We start from the raw sequence: 16,366 nt of genomic DNA on the forward strand, positions 1-16,366 counted from the left end.
TTTAAGTTAAAAAAAACCACTACCAAGCGTAGTGGTTTTTTTTATGCTTTTAGCAGAATAAAAATGATTATTAGCTTAATGAACATTTTATTCGATTGCAGTGATAGCTAAATCTTGAGGTAGGTTAGTTTGATTGGTGTAGATTTGATCAAATGTCGCTAATGACGCTATTTTCACTGAAGCCGAACCCGACCACTTACTTGCATCCGCGACTAACCAAGTTTGTCGTGAGTTGTGTAAAATACTTTGTGATAGCTCTGCTTCAGCAGTTTCATGTTCTATCGCAATATGACTTTCAGTAACAGCGGCACATCCCAATATGCCAATATCTGCTTCAAAACTATTAAAAAACGTTAACACACTGTGTCCCACCACATCCTGTTGCTGAGATCTAAATAAGCCTCCGGCAATATAAACTTCAATTTCAGGGTTCGATTCTAAAATCTTCACTACTTGCAAGTTGTTGGTGATCACTCGATTTTTGGTTTTTAAATAATAAGCAATACGTGTCACTGTGGTGCCTATTCCCATCATGATAGTCGCGCCATCGGGAATGGAATCGGCGACTTTTTTGGCAATTTTATCTTTGACGTCAAACTGTAAGTCGCTACGCAGTTGATAACTGGTATTGGTTAATTGTACTGGCAAACCAACCCCACCGTGAATACGCCGTGCATAGCCAGCTTTACAAAGTTGGTTAACATCACGTCGAACGGTTTGTGTGGTAACTTGAAAATATTCAGCCATAGTATCAATCTGAATATCTTCATGTTGCCTCAAACGAGCGAGAATATTTTGTTGGCGCGCATTTATCTTTATCATGCTTGAGCAAACAGATCAGGTTTATCTGTGATGATCATCTCAACTCCCCAAGCTCTAAATTTACTAGCTTGCTGAATATCGTTGAGGGTCCAAATATTTAATTTTAGGCCTGATTGTGTGATTTCTTTAGCCATCTCTTCGGTTAATATTTTGTAATCAATATGCAGGCTATATAAATTGAGCGGTTTTAATTTTACTAATGTTGCTCGTGGCTCATGTTCGGTAATATAACCGAGACGAACCGTTGGCATTATTTGTCGACAGTGCGTTAATGCTAATGTCGAAAAACTAGAGATAATTAATTTCTCATGTGGGAAGTTCATTTTTTCTAACACTTCTGCCACTTTATCGACTAAAGGTTGTACTTGATGGTCATGATGAATTTTGATTTCTAAGTTCATAGATAAGTCATTAGCCACAAAAAATGCTAGCGTTTGCTCTAGAGATTGAATCTGTTCTCCTGCAAACTCCTCTGAAAACCAGCTACCTGCATCTAATGCTTGTAATTGCTCAAGCGTTAAGTCTGCAACTTTATTTTTGCCATTAGTACAACGATCCACTGTCTCATCATGGAATATGACGGGGGTGTTATCGGCACTCAATTGTGTATCAAGCTCAATCCATTTTGCACCAGACTGTAAAGCTTTTTTGAAACCAGCTAATGTATTTTCTGGTGCTAGCGACGCTGCACCACGATGACCTGCGATCATAAACCCACCTGTAATGTTCAAATGAACGTAAAAAACCTGTTATTTAGGATTGTATTGCAAAAACAAAGCAATGTGAAAATAAATAAAAAAATAAACATTACTATAAATTGTCATTAAATGTTAACAATTTAGTGGTATTTTCATGTCCAGGTCTACATTTTTGTAACGTGTTGTTTGCACTGACTCAATTTTAATATGATCCTGTAAATGTTCATTTGAATTATGTTGTAAGCACAGCTGCATACAACTTAAATAACCATTTTTTATTTTCAGAAACTGATGAAGCGCTCAAATGTAACTTCACAAATTTAACTTCACAAATAAAGGTATTATTTATGATAAAGGTAATTGGAACCATCATGACCGCTGCTGCATTACTTGTTGGTTGCGGCGAAAAACCTGCTGAAACAGCGACTACAGCAACAGAAGCTGTTAAACCAATTGATATCAACATGAGTTTAGTTTTCACTCAAAATGAGCTGCTAACACAAGAGCTAATTAAAGTGAGTGACAAGATCCGCGAACGTACCGATGGCGGCATCAACATTAAAGTTTACCCAGGCGGACAGTTACCAGTTTATAAAGATAACCTCGAGCAAGTCGTGAATGGCGCAGATTGGATTGCGGTTGAAGATTTAAGTTACCTTGGCGATTACGTGCCAGACTTTGCTGCCCTAGCAGGTCCAATGTTATACAACTCATACGATGAATACCTGGCAATGATGGATACACAATTAGTGGCCGATTTAACTGCACAAGTAGAAGCAAAAGGGATCAAAGTACTGAATGCTGATTACATGTTTGGTTTCCGTCATATGATCACTAATAAAGAGATTAAAAACTCTGCTGATATGGCTGGTATGCGTATTCGTGTTCCAGGTAGTCAATTATTTATTAGCACATTAGCATCAATGGGCGCTGCACCTGCATCATTGCCTTTCCCTGAAACCTATGCTGGCGTACAACAAGGTGTTGTAGATGGTCTTGAAGGTTCAATTTTAACAATGTACTCAACTAAAATGTATGAAGTGGCTAAAAACATGTCTTTGACTAAACATTTCTTAGGGACTGTTGGTCTGTATATTTCACCTAAACTATGGGATAAATTTACACCAGAGCAACAACAAATTGTAAATGAAGAACTTGCTGCCGGTGCCATCTCAAATACAAAAGAGTTAGTTAAGCTTGATGCTGAATACACGCAAAAACTGGAAGAGTTAGGTGTTAAATTTAACGAAGTTGATAGCGCTGAGTTTAGTAAATTAACTGCTGACGTTTATAACCAGTTCCCAGCATGGAGCAGTGATATTCGCAGCAAGATTGGTGCTGAACTTGAAAAAATTCGTGCGGCTAAATAGCCGAAGTAGTATCACCACATTTAACCTTGTACCTAGTGACTAACATTAAGAATTCACGTGAGTGATTAACGCTAAGCACTACCACTGCTACCGTTAAAGGTTATAAAATCATGCTGCTTTATTGTTTTAACGATAAAGCAGCATCTTTTTTAGTACGTAATAGGCTTTATGCCTCTAGCATGATTGATGTGTTTTTTAAGTAAACTGTTGTCCCGTCTCTAGTATTATTTATGTATTTTAAAAGCTAAATATTGTTATGCCGCGAGTTTGTTTTATGTGCGCTTAAAGCAAAACAATGTATTACTAAGCTGCTTGCTTTCGAGCACTGCAATGAGTTAACGAGTAGGAGAAGTCATGGGCTTCTTATTTAAAAATTTTGAAGAAATCTTAGCATCCGTTGCTATCTCCATTACCATCATGATGGTCATTATTAATGTCATCCTGCGTTATGGTTTTGGGTTTGTTGTACCTTGGAGTGAAGAGTTAGCCGTTATTTGCTTTATTTGGTCTGTCTATTTTGGTATTAGTTCTTGTTATAAACATAAGCTACATATGGGCGTAGATGTGATTATTGCATTGTTGCCTGAAAAAGCGAAAATCCCGTTTAATCTAGTCATTTCCTTTTTCTTACTGGCTATCAACTTGATCCTTGCTTACCTAAGTTACGATTACATGATGCTGTCTAACAAAGTGACTCCGGTGATGGGCATGTCCTACTTCACTATTAATGGTGTGCTATTTCTTTGTTTCTCTTTGATGTCGATTCATACCGTCAATTTTATTTTCAAAGATATTAAGCAGCTTAGGCAACCTAAGCAATCCGCACAAACTAAGCAATCTAGCGACGCTTCCTCGTCGCAGTCAGACATATAGGTGACACAGTGGAAATCTATCTTCCTATTATTATTTTGTTCTCTCTGTTTTTGCTAAATGTACCGATTGCATTTTCTTTAATAGCTTCTTCGCTGGTTTATTTTTTATTTATTAATACCTCGATCCCTGTGACGCTAGTGATGCAACGATTCATCTCATCGGCTTCCTCATTTCCGCTATTAGCGATCCCCTTCTTTATTATGGTGGGGTCGGTAATGAATTATTCCGGCATTAGTCGTAGTTTGTTATCTCTGGCGGATTCATTGATCGGTCATAAAACCGGTGGTTTGGCACATGTGAATGTGGCTCTAAGTACCCTAATGGGCGGCATTTCCGGATCTGCGAATGCAGACGCAGCCATGCAATCGAAAATACTTGCACCAGAAATGACTAAACGAGGTTACGACTTACCCTTTACCGCTGCGATTACAGCTGCATCATCGAGTATTAGCCCAGTTATTCCTCCTGGTATTAATTTAATTATTTATGCTTTGCTAGCCAATGTTTCAGTGCATGAAATGTTCATCGCAGGTTATGTGCCTGCTTTTATGATGGCATTATCATTAATGGTGACGATTGCAATTATAGCGAGACGTAGAAAGTATGCCCCATCAAGATCTGAGCCTGCACCAGCCAAAGAAAGGCTTCATTATTTAGGCAGAGCTATTCCAGCTTTATTGATTCCCTTCGGGATTATTTTAGGTATGCGCTTTGGTTTATTCACTCCTACAGAAGCAGGTGCCATCGCAGTTTTACTGTGTGCAATCATCGGTTTATTTGTTTATCGCGAGTTAAAGCTGACACATTTCCCTGCTATTTTTAAAGAGACAGTGCAAGGCACCAGTAGTGTCATGTTCATTATTATCGGTGCGATGATCTTTGGTTATTACATGACCTTGGAACAAATTCCGCAGAACGTTGCCTCTGCATTAATCTTAGTCACAGATAACAAGCTAGTGCTGTTAATGCTGATTAACGTACTGTTATTGATAGTGGGGATGTTTATTGAAGGCGGTGCCGCAATGATAATCCTAACTCCGCTGTTATTACCGGCTGTGCTTAATCTAGGCGTTAACCCTGTGCACTTCGGTATCATTGTGATCGTTAATATTATGATTGGTGGTGTGACCCCTCCATTTGGTTCCATGATGTTTACGGTTTGCTCGATACTGAAAGTAAAACTGACCGACTTTGTACGAGAGGTTGCACCTTTATTATTAGCATTATTAATCGTGTTAATGATTTTAACTTACTCGGAAGGTTTAGTAATGTTCTTACCTAACTTGTTATAAGCACGAATAAATAAGTATTAATAGATAAGCGTTATAGATGCTTAAGGAAATACAATGAAGCAATTAAAAAACACCTTAACCAAGGATTGGAAAGAGGTGCAGTGGGTATTAACAGATGTTGACGATACATTAACCTGGCACGGGCAGTTGCCACCAGAGACCTTAATAGCACTGGCCGCGTTACAACAAGCAGGGCTGAAAGTGGTTGCAGTAACAGGGGCTTGCGCAGGCTGGTGCGATCATATTGCACAACTGTGGCCGGTTGATGCAGTGATTGGCGAAAATGGCGCTTTTATTATGGAAAAGGAAGCGGGTAATTTAACCCTTAAGTCAGGGCTTCCTCTTCAACAAATTGCACAAAATCAAGCCACCTTAAAAGAGCAAGTTACTAGCATTTTAGCGGATTACCCTGACCTAGGTTTAACATTAGATCAGTCTTATCGTTTATGTGAAGTCGCGATTGATATTGGTCAAAATCGCGACCCTGTTGCTACGCCTGTTATTGAAGAAGTCGTGTCTAAGATTAAAATGTTAGGCGCTAATGCAACGGCGAGTTCAATTCATATTAATAGCTGGTATGGAGAGCATTCTAAAAAAGCGACATCATTTCAGTTTTTGCAGGAAAAAGGCTTATCAACCTCTGAGATACTTGCACAAGCTTGTTATGTGGGAGACTCCTTGAATGATCAATTCATGTTCGCGGCTTTACCTAAAAGTGTGGGGGTCGCTAATATCAAAAATTACTGGGAAAGGCTTTTACATCATCCAAAATTCATTATGACTGAACCGGGTGGTTATGGTTTTGCTGAGTTTACTAAACAGTTATTAGCGATAAAGAACTTCGCTTAACAATACATTCACTGTTACGATTGTTGCTTTAATAGGTTCACACCACTTATATTAGCTAGATCATTCCCTATGGAGTAAATATTGATTAACAGAGCGGCTGGTAATAATACAACAAATAATAATCGTATTTTATGGATGGCTTTTTTAGGTTTGTTAATGACCAATTTATTTTGGGCCATTAATGCTATTTTAGCCAGAAGTTATATGCCTGAAGTTGCGCCTATTGCGATGAATCTATTCCGTTGGTTCGGTGTGTTTATATTGCTTACGCCTTTTTGCTTGCCAAGAGTGATAAAAAATTGGGCAATGATCCGCCCACATTTATTGGCGTTAACAGGGCTAGCGATATTAAGTATCGTATTTTATAACAGCTTGCTTTATTTGGCGGCTAATTTTACCACTGTAGTAAATATTACCCTTATTAATACACTTATTCCGATTGCCACTTTATTGATGGCATGGCGCGTCTTGGGTAATCGTCCTCGTTTCATGCAATTCCTTGGTATGGTCATTTCAATATTAGGGGTATTACTGATTTTAACAAAAGGGCAGTTGCTGCATTTATTAAGCCTTAAATTCAGTCAGGGTGATCTATTGATGGTTGCTGCTGTGGTGGTGTGGGCATTATTTACTGTGTTGTTGAAAAAGTTATCACTTAAATTATCGTCTATTAATGTGCTGTATATTTTGATCATGTTGGGGCTACCTTTCTTGATGGTCGCTTATGCCATTGAAGCTGTATTTTTTAAATTTTATTTACCTTCTTTTGAACACATAAGTTTGTTTGCTTATTTGTGGGTGTTCCCATCTATTCTTGCCTATATATTTTGGACTAATGGGGTTTTACGACTAGGGGCGGAAAGTGCGTCATTATCGATAACCTTAATGCCTTTATTTGGGGCTGTATTGGCAATTGTATTTCTTGATGAATCCATATTTTGGTTCCATATCGCAGGCGGAGTGTGCTCTCTGTTAGGCATGTTATTCGCGCTGCTACCAGCCAATAAACTGGCTGTTTTGTTTAAATTCAATACTCAGGCTAGAGGTATGTCAAAAAGTTGAAAATAAATCGATACTTAAGGGATGATTTATTTGCTACTTGTTAGCAATTCATTAACATCCTAAAGACTTTATTACAGATAAGTGAAGCATTGGAAAATATAACACTATAAATAATCGTTACCATTCAAGGAGTTTAGAATGCCGTTAAAAAGAATAATTACAAAATTAGCGATCGGAATGACGATGGCAGGGGCGTTATTAACGCCTTTTATGGCCAATGCCGCTAAAGCAGAATATAAGTGGAAAATGGTAACAACTTGGCCAAAAAACTTTCCAGGTTTAGGGACAGGGGCAAATGAATTAGCGAAACTCATTAATGATATGAGTGACGGACGAATTCAAGTTAAAGTTTATGGTGCAAAAGAGTTAGTGGGTGCATTAGAAGTGTTTGATGCTGTCTCTCGTGGTACCGCAGAATTAGGCCACAGTGCCGCCTATTACTGGAAAGGTAAAGTACCTGCAGGGCAGTTTTTCACCTCGGTACCCTTTGGACTAACAGCGCAAGAGATGAATGGCTGGATTTTCACTGGTGGTGGTTTAGAGCTGTGGCATGAAGTCTATGAACCCTTTGGTATTGTCCCTATGCCGGGCGGTAATACCGGCGTGCAAATGGGTGGTTGGTTTAATAAACGTATCGATAGTTTAGCCGATGTTAAAGGCCTAAAAATGCGTATACCGGGTTTAGGTGGTGAAGTGTTAAAACGCGCTGGCGGCACACCTGTATTGCTACCGGGTAGTGAAATCTTCCCTGCTTTACAATCGGGTACTATTGATGCAACGGAATGGGTTGGCCCGTATAACGATTTAGCTTTTGGTCTTAACAAAGCAGCTAAATACTATTACTACCCAGGATGGCATGAGCCAGGTTCATCAATGGAAATCCTGATCAATAAAAAAGCATTAGAAGGATTACCTAAAAATCTACAATCGATTGTGTTAAATGCAACAAAGATTGCCAATGCAGATATGTTAGCCGATTTTACAACTCGGAATCATGCGGCACTTGGACAGTTAATGAGTAAAGGCGATATTGAGTTATTACCTTTTCCAAAAGATGTGTTAGCTGAATTAAAAGTGTTATCGGAGCAGGTGGTTGAAGAAGAAGCTCAAAAAGATGAGATGAGTAAAAAAGTTTACGCATCTTATAAAGCTTATCGAGATCAAGTTATCAAATGGCATGATATTTCAGAAAAAGCTTACCTAAATGCAAGAAGTCCTGAGTAGTTAGCCCCTAGTTTTACTGCTCTCAATATTAATCCTGTTCATTAAAGTGTTATTAATGCCTTTATGAATAGGATTAATTTCTGTTTTAACGTCATAATAACGGCCGTGATATTTTATTGAATCGTAATGTACTGGATTGCATTAGATTAATAGTCACACCGCGCCGTTTCTTTTAGTTTGTAGATTGAGAATTTTGTATGGATACACCATCCCCTTCATTAATAGCCGTGATCAGGAACATTAATCGTTTCAGTGATTGGTTAGGTCGTTTTGTCTCTTGGTTTGTGTTAGCAATTGTGCTGATTACCTTCACCGTTGTTGTTATGCGTTATGCTTTTAATACTGGCTCTGTATTTATGCAAGAATCTATTAGTTACTTTCATAACTATGTGATCATGTTAGGTATGGGATACACCTTGCTCAAAGGTGCTCATGTCCGTGTTGATATATTTTACCGACCAGCTTCTGCAAAGAAAAAAGCCTGGGTTAACTTATTAGGCTTCCTATTTTTATTACTGCCAACCTGTGTCTTTATCTTCTATATCGCGTGGGAATATGTGGCAGCCTCTTGGGAAATATTAGAAGGATCGCAGGAAGCGGGCGGAGTTGATGCGCGTTACCTGTTTAAGTCTACGATTTTACTAATGCCGGTATTAATGATCATTCAAGGCATTGCAGAAAGCTTAAAAGCGATATTAATTATTAAAGGATATGAACAACACGTGTTGGCATTAGATGTAACTGAAGAGGAGCATGGACTATGATCGAATTTATTCCTCTATGGTTATTTGCTTTTGCCTTCATCATTTTATTGATTGGTTATCCGGTTGCGTTTGCGCTAGCTGGCTCGGCTTTATTATTTGCGCTAGTTGGCTTTGCAACAGATACCTTTGATAGTGTTTTTTTAGAAGCTATTCCAAATCGTATACAAGGTATTCTAGCCAATGACTTATTAATAGCGATCCCCTTATTTGTATTTATGGGGGTGATGTTAGAGAAGTCCAAAATAGCCGAAGACCTGTTAGATACCATGGGCCAAGTTTTTGGTGGTAAACCTGGTGGTCTCGGCTTATCAGTACTGATTGTTGGTATGTTATTAGCCGCTAGTACTGGGATTGTTGGTGCAACGGTTGTAACGATGGGCCTGTTAGCATTACCGACCATGCTTAAGCGTGGTTATTCTCCGCAAGTTGCAACGGGTGTAATTTGTGCATCGGGCACCTTAGGACAAATCATTCCACCTTCTATTGTATTGGTGTTACTGGGTGATGTGATCTCTTCCTCTTATCAACAAGCGCAATTAGATCAAGGTATCTTCTCTCCGGAAAGTGTCACCGTAGGAGACCTATTTTTAGGTGCTTTGCTGCCTGGTATTTTATTGGTCAGCTTATATGCTATTTATATTATCGCTATTGCTATTATTGCCCCTAAAAAAGTACCGCCTATCCCTGCCGATGAACGTAAGGTAAGTAGAGAGCTGTGGATACAAGTGCTAACCGTATTGATTCCGCCAATTGGTTTAATCGTATTAGTACTGGGCTCTATTCTCGGCGGTATCGCAACACCAACGGAAGCTGCATCTGTGGGTTCTATTGGAGCGATTATTCTCGCTAAACTTAAGAATACACTTACCTTTCCTGTATTACAGAAAGTGTTACGCAGCACTACTGAAGTAACCTCAATGGTATTTATGATACTCATTGGTGCTTCTATCTTCTCATTGGTCTTTAGAGGTTTTGGTGGTGATGACCTAGTGCGTGAGTTTTTAACTAACTTACCGGGTGGTGTGTTTGGTGCAGTCTTTTTAGTGATGTTAGTGATGTTCTTGCTGGGATTCTTTTTAGACTTTATTGAAATCACTTTTGTTGTGATCCCTATTGTTGCCCCTATCTTGCTAGCAATGGGCATTGACCCTATCTGGTTAGGTATTATGATCGCGTTAAATTTACAAACGTCGTTCTTAACACCACCCTTTGGATTCTCACTGTTTTATTTGCGTGGTGTCGCGCCCGACTCGGTATCAACGCCACAAATTTATCGCGGTGTTATTCCCTTTATAGGGATTCAAATAGTGGTGATTGGCCTACTTGCTTATTACCCGCAACTGGCAACGTGGTTACCTGAACTAGTGTACGGTTAACCCAACCAGAAACTAGCACTTCACTTAGCTGCAACCTACAAAGCGCTCTTTATACAGGGCGCTTTTTTATACCCGTTACTATCACTATTAACTTACGGCATCAGTCATGCTGTTCTGTATATTCTTTGCTCGCGGTAATAGTTATGCCATGCGCGTGAACTTTATGAACAAAATGCCCATAACGTTGTTAATCGCCATTATTTACATTTAATAAACCGTCACAGTGTGCCTATTAAGCTTTGTGTAATATCAATCACCATTAACACTAACCCTTGGTCGTTAATGTGAATTATTTGATAACTAATATAAGGAATGGAAACCATGTTAAAGCGATTTAAAAAGTGCATAACGAGAGCAATTATAGTGGCAAGTATTACAACACTTTCATCAATATCTTGGGCTGCTGAGTTAGAAGAAATTCACTTTATTGTGCCGGGCGGTGCAGGCGGTGGTTGGGATATGACTGCGCGTGGTACTGGTGATGTATTAATGAAAGAAGGGTTAGTGGATACTGTTTCTTATCAAAATTTATCGGGTGGCGGTGGTGGTAAAGCGATCGCACATATGATTGAAACCGCAGCTCGCCAACAAGACACCTTAATGGTCAATTCAACACCGATCGTAATTCGCTCACTAACGGGTATTTTCCCACAATCGTTTAGAGATTTGACACCTGTTGCTGCCACTATTGCCGATTATGGTGCAATCGTCGTAGCCAATGATTCAAAATATCAAAACTGGCAAGAAGTGGTTGCAGATTTTAAACAAGATCCCCGTAAAGTGAAGGTGGCAGGAGGGTCGGCACGTGGCAGTATGGATCATCTTATCGTTGCGGCAGCATTTAAAGGAGAGGGCTTTGATGCACGCTCAGTACGTTATATTGCATATGACGCAGGCGGTAAAGCAATGGCTGCAGTATTGTCTGGTGAAACCCCTTTGTTATCAACTGGATTAGGTGAAGTGTTAGAAATGTCAAAAAGTGGCCAAGTGCGCGTACTGGCTATTACTGCACCGGAGCGTTTAGCTGCTGCACCGAATGTCCCAACTTTAACTGAAATGGGTAATCAAACTGTATTTGCTAACTGGCGCGGATTCTTTGCTTCTCCTGGTATCAGCGATGAGAAAGTGGCGCAATGGAATAAAGCATTTGCGGCTATGTATAAAACTGATCGTTGGACAACAGTACGAGATAGAAATGGTTGGATTGATAACTATAAAGCAGACAAAGACTTTTATGCTTTCTTAGAAGAGCAAGAGCAACAAATGGGTGACTTGATGCGTGAATTAGGTTTCCTTAAATAGTTCATGCCCTCAATAAGCCACCACGATATATCTATTCGTTGTGGCTTCTTTTTCATTGGAGTGACTCATGCAATCAAGCAACTTTTCATTATTAAACCGAGACCGAGTCAGTGGATTAATTTTCCTCGTGGTTTGTTTTGTCTACGGTTATCAAACAACGCAAATTCAACTTTTTCCCGGTGATGAATATGAAGCGTTCACGGCACGTACATTACCTTATTTACTCACAGCTGCAGGTATTGTGATGTCATTGTTATTGATCGTCATGTCACCCAATTCATCTTGTCCGTCAAACTCTTGCGAATTTGATAGCAGTGATGAAAAGCATATGAATTGGAAACTGTTAGGTGCTTTTATTGTATTAATGACAGCTTACGGTTTTGGCCTAACTTGGCTGGGATTTGTGCTTGCTACCAGTTTATTTTTAATGGTCGGATTTTGGTTATTGGGCGAACGTCGAAAAGCGGTGCTATTTGGTGCCTCTTTTCCTTTTGTTATTTTATTTTGGTTATTGCTCACTCAAGCGCTAGATATTTATCTGGAACCTGGTTACCTGTTTTTAAGTTTGTTAGGAAGTTAAGCTATGTTAGATGGAATTTTAATTGGTTTATCCACTGCCATGATGCCGACCAACTTAATGATGGTTATGGTTGGTTGTTTTATTGGTACTTTTATCGGTATGTTACCCGGACTAGGGCCTATTTCTGCGATCGCATTAATGATTCCTGTTACTTATGGTCTAGACCCTTCATCGGGCATGATCTTAATGGCCGGTGTTTATTACGGTGCAATTTTTGGCGGTTCAACATCATCAATATTGATTAATGCACCGGGTTGCTCTTCTACCGTAGTGACAGCTTTTGATGGTTATCCTTTAGCGCAAAAAGGGCAAGCGGGGAAAGCCTTAGCGCTGGCCGCTTACTCCTCATTCACTGGCGGCACACTCTCTGCGATCATGCTATTAGTGGCAGCCCCTGCTTTAGCAAAAGTATCACTTAGCTTTCAATCTTCTGATTATTTTGCATTGATGTTAGTCGGACTGTCAGCGGTTGCTGCCTTTGCAGGTAAAGGACAAGTTTTAAAAGCCTGGATGATGACTATTCTAGGTTTAATGTTGGCAACAGTAGGCATTGATAAAGGTATTGGAGTAGAACGATTTACGTTTGGTTTAACCGATTTAATGGATGGTTTTAGCTTCTTATTGTTAGCGATGGCCACATTTGCCCTAGGCGAAACATTAATGGGGATATTAAAACCAGAGAAAGATACTGCGGGTGCTGAAAACAGTGCTTTATCTGAAATAGGTAGTATGAAAATAAGTAAAGAAGAGATTAAAGAAGTCGCGCCGGTTGCGCTCCGCTCTTCTATTTTAGGTTTTTTTATTGGTGTCCTACCTGGTGCAGGAGCTACGATTGCGGCATTTCTTAGCTATGGTTTAGAAAGAAATTTAGCACCAAAGGATAAAAAAGAAGAATTTGGTAAAGGTAGTTTACGCGGTTTAGTTGCACCTGAATCAGCCAATAATGCGGCATCAAGTGGCTCCTTTGTACCTTTATTAACTTTAGGGATTCCCGGCTCTGGTACTACCGCTATCATGTTAGGAGCATTAATCTCTTACGGTATTCAACCTGGACCGCGTTTGTTTGTTGATAACCCTGAGATATTCTGGTCGGTTATTATTTCAATGTATGTGGGCAACGTTGTCTTGATTATACTAAATCTACCACTGATCCCTTATATTTCGAAATTATTAGCAGTGCCACGAACCGTATTATTGCCAATGATTATCTTCTTCTCTATTACCGGCGTTTATTTAGTTTCTTTTAATACCATTGATGTGTTTATCATGATCGCGATTGCGATGGTGGCAATATTACTCAGGTTAGCCAACTTCCCGTTAGCGCCTTTATTATTGGGTTTTATTTTGGGTGGATTAATGGAAGAAAATTTACGCCGCTCATTAATGATCAGTGATGGGGAGTTAAGCTTTATCTTGGAACGACCTATTACCTTAACATTTACTATTATTTCAGTATTGGTATTAGTTGCACCAGTGTTGTTGACGATACTTAATCGTTATCGAGTAAAAAAAGCAAAGCTAGTTGAAAAGGTGGGGTAAAAGCAATTAATAACTACTGATCACAACGACAAAAAAACAGCGCGAGATGCGCTGTTTTTTTATAATTATTGTTTTTTATAGGTTCTTTCTGGACGACCCACAGTACCGTAATTAAGATCCGCCACTAATTCACCGGTACTGATCAAGTGCTCTAAATACCGCCGGGTGGTTGTTCGGCTTGCTCCTATTCTTTCACCCGCATTATCTGCTGTGATCTGTTGATGGGTTAAAAATAATTCTCGTACCTTTTCTAATGTCACAGCATCAATACCTTTAGGTAAACGCAATGGGGTAACTGCACTTGAACTCTTTACTGATATCATGGCATCCACTATGCGTTGGTCCAAATCATCCAAATGGCCAAACTTACTGTGCTGTTTTAAATATTTATTCAAAGACTCCTCTAAGCGAGCAAACACTACTGGTTTTAATATGTAGTCAACAACACCACCGCGCATCGCCGTTTGTAGAGTTTCCGCATCACGGTCTGCGGTAATTAGAATAACATCACACTGTTGTTGCTTTTGGCGTAACTCTCGTAAAATATCTAGACCATTACCGTCGGGCAAATAGACATCTAATAAAATCAAATCAGGTGTTAGCAAATCTAATAAGGTTTCCGCTTCACTCTGGCTGGTTGCGATACCGACCACATTTAAGCGTTCAATTTTCATTAAATTGCGGCGATGAATTTCAGCAATCGCTAAATCATCCTCTATTATCAGTACTTTAACCTCATTAAATGGTAGCATTATCTGTATCCTTACTATGTTTTTTCGGCAAATAAACCGTCATGATAGTTCCTTTATCTGCAACACTATCCATGGTTAATTGCCCATGGTAACGGTTTACTATTTGATTCACGAGGTGCAATCCAACGCCTCGATTATTGGCTGATTTACTAGAAATTCCTTGTTTAAGTAGTTTCTTTTGTACAATATCTTTTGGCAAGCCACAGCCATTATCTTCAACCTCAATAATAATTTCATTACCAAAGTCAGAAATACTCACCAATACTTTTTTGACTGATTTATTATTGTTGTCGCTAATACAAGCATCAAAACTGTTATCAATAAAGTTACCTAATATGGTGATCAAATCTTCGGCACGTATATGCTTTGGTAATTTTAATAGCTGTGATCCTTGATCAATTTCTAGTTGTAAACCCAGTTCCTTAGCTCTTTCACTCTTCCCTAATAATACACCCGCAACCATAGGCTCACTGATAGCTTCGCGTAGGAATTGAATTAAATGCTGGTAATGTTGTGTTTCTTGCCCGATTAATTCTAATACTTCTTTATTTTTACCTAAATGTATTAAACCACTGATAGTATTTAATTTATTACGGTGTTCATGTGTTTGTGAGCGTAGTAAATCTGAATACTCACGAACTTGTGCTAAACGTTTAGTTAGCTCTGTTATTTCATCTTTTAGGCGAAAACTCGATACCGCACCAGCAACGTTACCATCTACGATCAATACTTGACGATTAGCGACAACAGCTTGACCGTGGATCATTAATTCAACGTCATACTCACTGGTTTTAGTGAGTAAAATATCTGATAAATTATTACCAGGAAAAACCACCGACATTTTTTTATTTAAAACATCTTTTGCATCCACTTTAAAGATCTCACAGGCACTGCGATTAATTGATTTCAAATTTCCCTTCGCATCAATACTAATAACACCTTCTTTAATGGTACTCAGGGTTACTTTAAGCTCGGTATATAAACGTCCAAATTCTTCTGGCTCAAAACCAAAAATAGCATTCTGAAATTTCTTTGCGGTAAAACCAGAGACCACTGCATTGGTTAATACAACCAAGATAACCATTACTACTAGAAACAGTAAAAAATGAATCGCTTTATTTTCAATACTGGTTAGTAAATAACCAACAGAAACAACACCGATGATATTACCTTGTGTATCAATAACCGGCGTTTTTCCCCGTACTGATTTACCTAAGGAGCCTTCCGCGACTGATATATAGGATAAGCCTTGTTTTAAAGCTTTATCGTTATCATTGCCTTTCATTTTTTTGCCAATTCTTTGATCAAGTGGGTGTGCTATACGCAACCCTTTTATATCACCAACAACAATAAAGGTGGCATCAATCGAAGTACGCAGGTATTCAATTTTTTCTTTAATCAGTGTTGGATCTTGTTGCAGGATCGCCGTAATAATATCTCTATCTTTTGCTAAGTACTTTGCAATGCCCAAAGCATTTTTACCGCTATCTTGTTCTTCTGAGTTGATGAGATAGGCAAAGATAGCAATAGATAAAATGAGTAACTTAAAAAGACCTGAGAAGGTCATTACTAATAATAATCGGCGCCGAAAACTGACTTTTTTCCAGTTTAGTAAAATAGTATTTTGTATTGATGAAAACATAGAAAAAACCAGAAAATAAGGAGGTAATACGAAGATTTTTAGATTCATTATCTAATCAATTAGACATAATTATAGCAGTGTACTAGAGGGAATTCGGTGCTGTTGAGCCCAAAATTTACATGCTGTTTATACCCAAGCTACCTCAAGATGCAAAATTGAAGGTTTGAAAGTTATCATTAATTCTACTGTCTAAAGCATCATCAAGATTGGGTAACGTGTCA

General features: G+C 38.9%; 15 protein-coding genes. 11 read left to right on the plus strand and 4 right to left on the minus strand.

The window, feature by feature from the left end; genetic code table 11:
* Positions 1-87: 87 nt before the first annotated feature.
* Positions 88-822 (minus strand): DeoR/GlpR family DNA-binding transcription regulator, encoded by a 735-nt coding sequence (locus tag H592_RS0109435; protein ID WP_211235648.1) that lies wholly within the window; start codon positions 820-822, stop codon positions 88-90.
* Positions 819-1,532 carry a glycerophosphoryl diester phosphodiesterase gene (locus tag H592_RS0109440; protein ID WP_028868557.1) on the minus strand — a complete coding sequence of 238 codons (714 nt, stop codon included), beginning with the start codon at positions 1,530-1,532 and terminating at the stop codon, positions 819-821. The genes H592_RS0109435 and H592_RS0109440 overlap by 4 nt, the downstream gene beginning before the upstream one ends.
* Before the next feature lie 335 nt (positions 1,533-1,867).
* Here H592_RS0109440 and H592_RS0109445 point away from each other — a divergent pair, with 335 nt between their 5' ends.
* The 11 genes from H592_RS0109445 to H592_RS0109495 all read left to right on the plus strand — a co-directional run bounded on the left by H592_RS0109445 (position 1,868) and on the right by H592_RS0109495 (position 13,751).
* The gene (locus H592_RS0109445) at positions 1,868-2,890 is read left to right on the plus strand and encodes a C4-dicarboxylate TRAP transporter substrate-binding protein (protein WP_028868558.1); all 1,023 of its coding nucleotides are present in this window, start codon (positions 1,868-1,870) and stop codon (positions 2,888-2,890) included.
* A 354-nt stretch (positions 2,891-3,244) separates the two neighbouring features.
* On the plus strand, positions 3,245-3,763 hold the full coding sequence (locus tag H592_RS21940) for a TRAP transporter small permease (RefSeq protein ID WP_051369112.1): 519 nt from the start codon (positions 3,245-3,247) through the stop codon (positions 3,761-3,763).
* 8 nt (positions 3,764-3,771) lie between these two features.
* Positions 3,772-5,055 carry a TRAP transporter large permease gene (locus H592_RS0109455; protein ID WP_028868559.1) on the plus strand — a complete coding sequence of 428 codons (1,284 nt, stop codon included), beginning with the start codon at positions 3,772-3,774 and terminating at the stop codon, positions 5,053-5,055.
* 54 nt (positions 5,056-5,109) lie between these two features.
* Positions 5,110-5,904, plus strand: coding sequence for an HAD-IIB family hydrolase (locus H592_RS0109460; protein ID WP_028868560.1), 795 nt, complete (start codon positions 5,110-5,112; stop codon positions 5,902-5,904).
* 81 nt (positions 5,905-5,985) lie between these two features.
* Entirely contained in the window at positions 5,986-6,966 is a 981-nt protein-coding gene (locus H592_RS21945) for a DMT family transporter (protein ID WP_051369113.1), read from the plus strand.
* Positions 6,967-7,143: 177 nt separating this feature from the next.
* Positions 7,144-8,190, plus strand: a complete 1,047-nt coding sequence (locus H592_RS0109470; RefSeq protein ID WP_245600399.1) for a TRAP transporter substrate-binding protein — start codon at positions 7,144-7,146, stop codon at positions 8,188-8,190.
* Between the two features lie 197 nt (positions 8,191-8,387).
* The gene (locus H592_RS0109475) at positions 8,388-8,954 is read left to right on the plus strand and encodes a TRAP transporter small permease subunit (protein ID WP_028868562.1); all 567 of its coding nucleotides are present in this window, start codon (positions 8,388-8,390) and stop codon (positions 8,952-8,954) included.
* On the plus strand, positions 8,951-10,330 hold the full coding sequence (locus H592_RS0109480) for a TRAP transporter large permease (RefSeq protein WP_028868563.1): 1,380 nt from the start codon (positions 8,951-8,953) through the stop codon (positions 10,328-10,330). Before H592_RS0109475 ends, H592_RS0109480 begins: the two co-directional genes overlap by 4 nt.
* A 321-nt stretch (positions 10,331-10,651) precedes the next feature.
* Entirely contained in the window at positions 10,652-11,632 is a 981-nt protein-coding gene (locus H592_RS0109485) for a tripartite tricarboxylate transporter substrate-binding protein (protein ID WP_028868564.1), read from the plus strand.
* Positions 11,633-11,699: 67 nt separating this feature from the next.
* On the plus strand, positions 11,700-12,212 hold the full coding sequence (locus tag H592_RS0109490) for a tripartite tricarboxylate transporter TctB family protein (RefSeq protein WP_028868565.1): 513 nt from the start codon (positions 11,700-11,702) through the stop codon (positions 12,210-12,212).
* Positions 12,213-12,215: 3 nt separating this feature from the next.
* The gene (locus H592_RS0109495; protein WP_028868566.1) at positions 12,216-13,751 is read left to right on the plus strand and encodes a tripartite tricarboxylate transporter permease; all 1,536 of its coding nucleotides are present in this window, start codon (positions 12,216-12,218) and stop codon (positions 13,749-13,751) included.
* A 65-nt stretch (positions 13,752-13,816) separates the two neighbouring features.
* Here the strand turns inward: H592_RS0109495 and H592_RS0109500 are convergent, their stop codons facing one another.
* Both H592_RS0109500 and H592_RS0109505 read right to left on the minus strand, forming a co-directional pair.
* Positions 13,817-14,503 (minus strand): response regulator, encoded by a 687-nt coding sequence (locus H592_RS0109500; protein ID WP_028868567.1) that lies wholly within the window; start codon positions 14,501-14,503, stop codon positions 13,817-13,819.
* Positions 14,490-16,145 carry an ATP-binding protein gene (locus tag H592_RS0109505; protein ID WP_028868568.1) on the minus strand — a complete coding sequence of 552 codons (1,656 nt, stop codon included), beginning with the start codon at positions 16,143-16,145 and terminating at the stop codon, positions 14,490-14,492. Before H592_RS0109505 ends, H592_RS0109500 begins: the two co-directional genes overlap by 14 nt.
* Positions 16,146-16,366 lie beyond the last annotated feature (221 nt).

It is taken from the genome of Psychromonas arctica DSM 14288 (assembly GCF_000482725.1).
GTDB classification, from domain to species: domain Bacteria; phylum Pseudomonadota; class Gammaproteobacteria; order Enterobacterales; family Psychromonadaceae; genus Psychromonas; species Psychromonas arctica.

Coding starts and splice junctions, on each gene's coding strand:
- H592_RS0109435 (WP_211235648.1), bottom strand. CDS start 822: ATGATAAAGATAAATGCGCGCCAACAAAATATTCTCGCTCGTTTGAGG.
- H592_RS0109440 (WP_028868557.1), bottom strand. CDS start 1,532: ATGATCGCAGGTCATCGTGGTGCAGCGTCGCTAGCACCAGAAAATACA.
- H592_RS0109445 (WP_028868558.1), top strand. CDS start 1,868: ATGATAAAGGTAATTGGAACCATCATGACCGCTGCTGCATTACTTGTT.
- H592_RS21940 (WP_051369112.1), top strand. CDS start 3,245: ATGGGCTTCTTATTTAAAAATTTTGAAGAAATCTTAGCATCCGTTGCT.
- H592_RS0109460 (WP_028868560.1), top strand. CDS start 5,110: ATGAAGCAATTAAAAAACACCTTAACCAAGGATTGGAAAGAGGTGCAG.
- H592_RS0109470 (WP_245600399.1), top strand. CDS start 7,144: ATGACGATGGCAGGGGCGTTATTAACGCCTTTTATGGCCAATGCCGCT.
- H592_RS0109475 (WP_028868562.1), top strand. CDS start 8,388: ATGGATACACCATCCCCTTCATTAATAGCCGTGATCAGGAACATTAAT.
- H592_RS0109480 (WP_028868563.1), top strand. CDS start 8,951: ATGATCGAATTTATTCCTCTATGGTTATTTGCTTTTGCCTTCATCATT.
- H592_RS0109485 (WP_028868564.1), top strand. CDS start 10,652: ATGTTAAAGCGATTTAAAAAGTGCATAACGAGAGCAATTATAGTGGCA.
- H592_RS0109490 (WP_028868565.1), top strand. CDS start 11,700: ATGCAATCAAGCAACTTTTCATTATTAAACCGAGACCGAGTCAGTGGA.
- H592_RS0109495 (WP_028868566.1), top strand. CDS start 12,216: ATGTTAGATGGAATTTTAATTGGTTTATCCACTGCCATGATGCCGACC.
- H592_RS0109500 (WP_028868567.1), bottom strand. CDS start 14,503: ATGCTACCATTTAATGAGGTTAAAGTACTGATAATAGAGGATGATTTA.
- H592_RS0109505 (WP_028868568.1), bottom strand. CDS start 16,145: ATGTTTTCATCAATACAAAATACTATTTTACTAAACTGGAAAAAAGTC.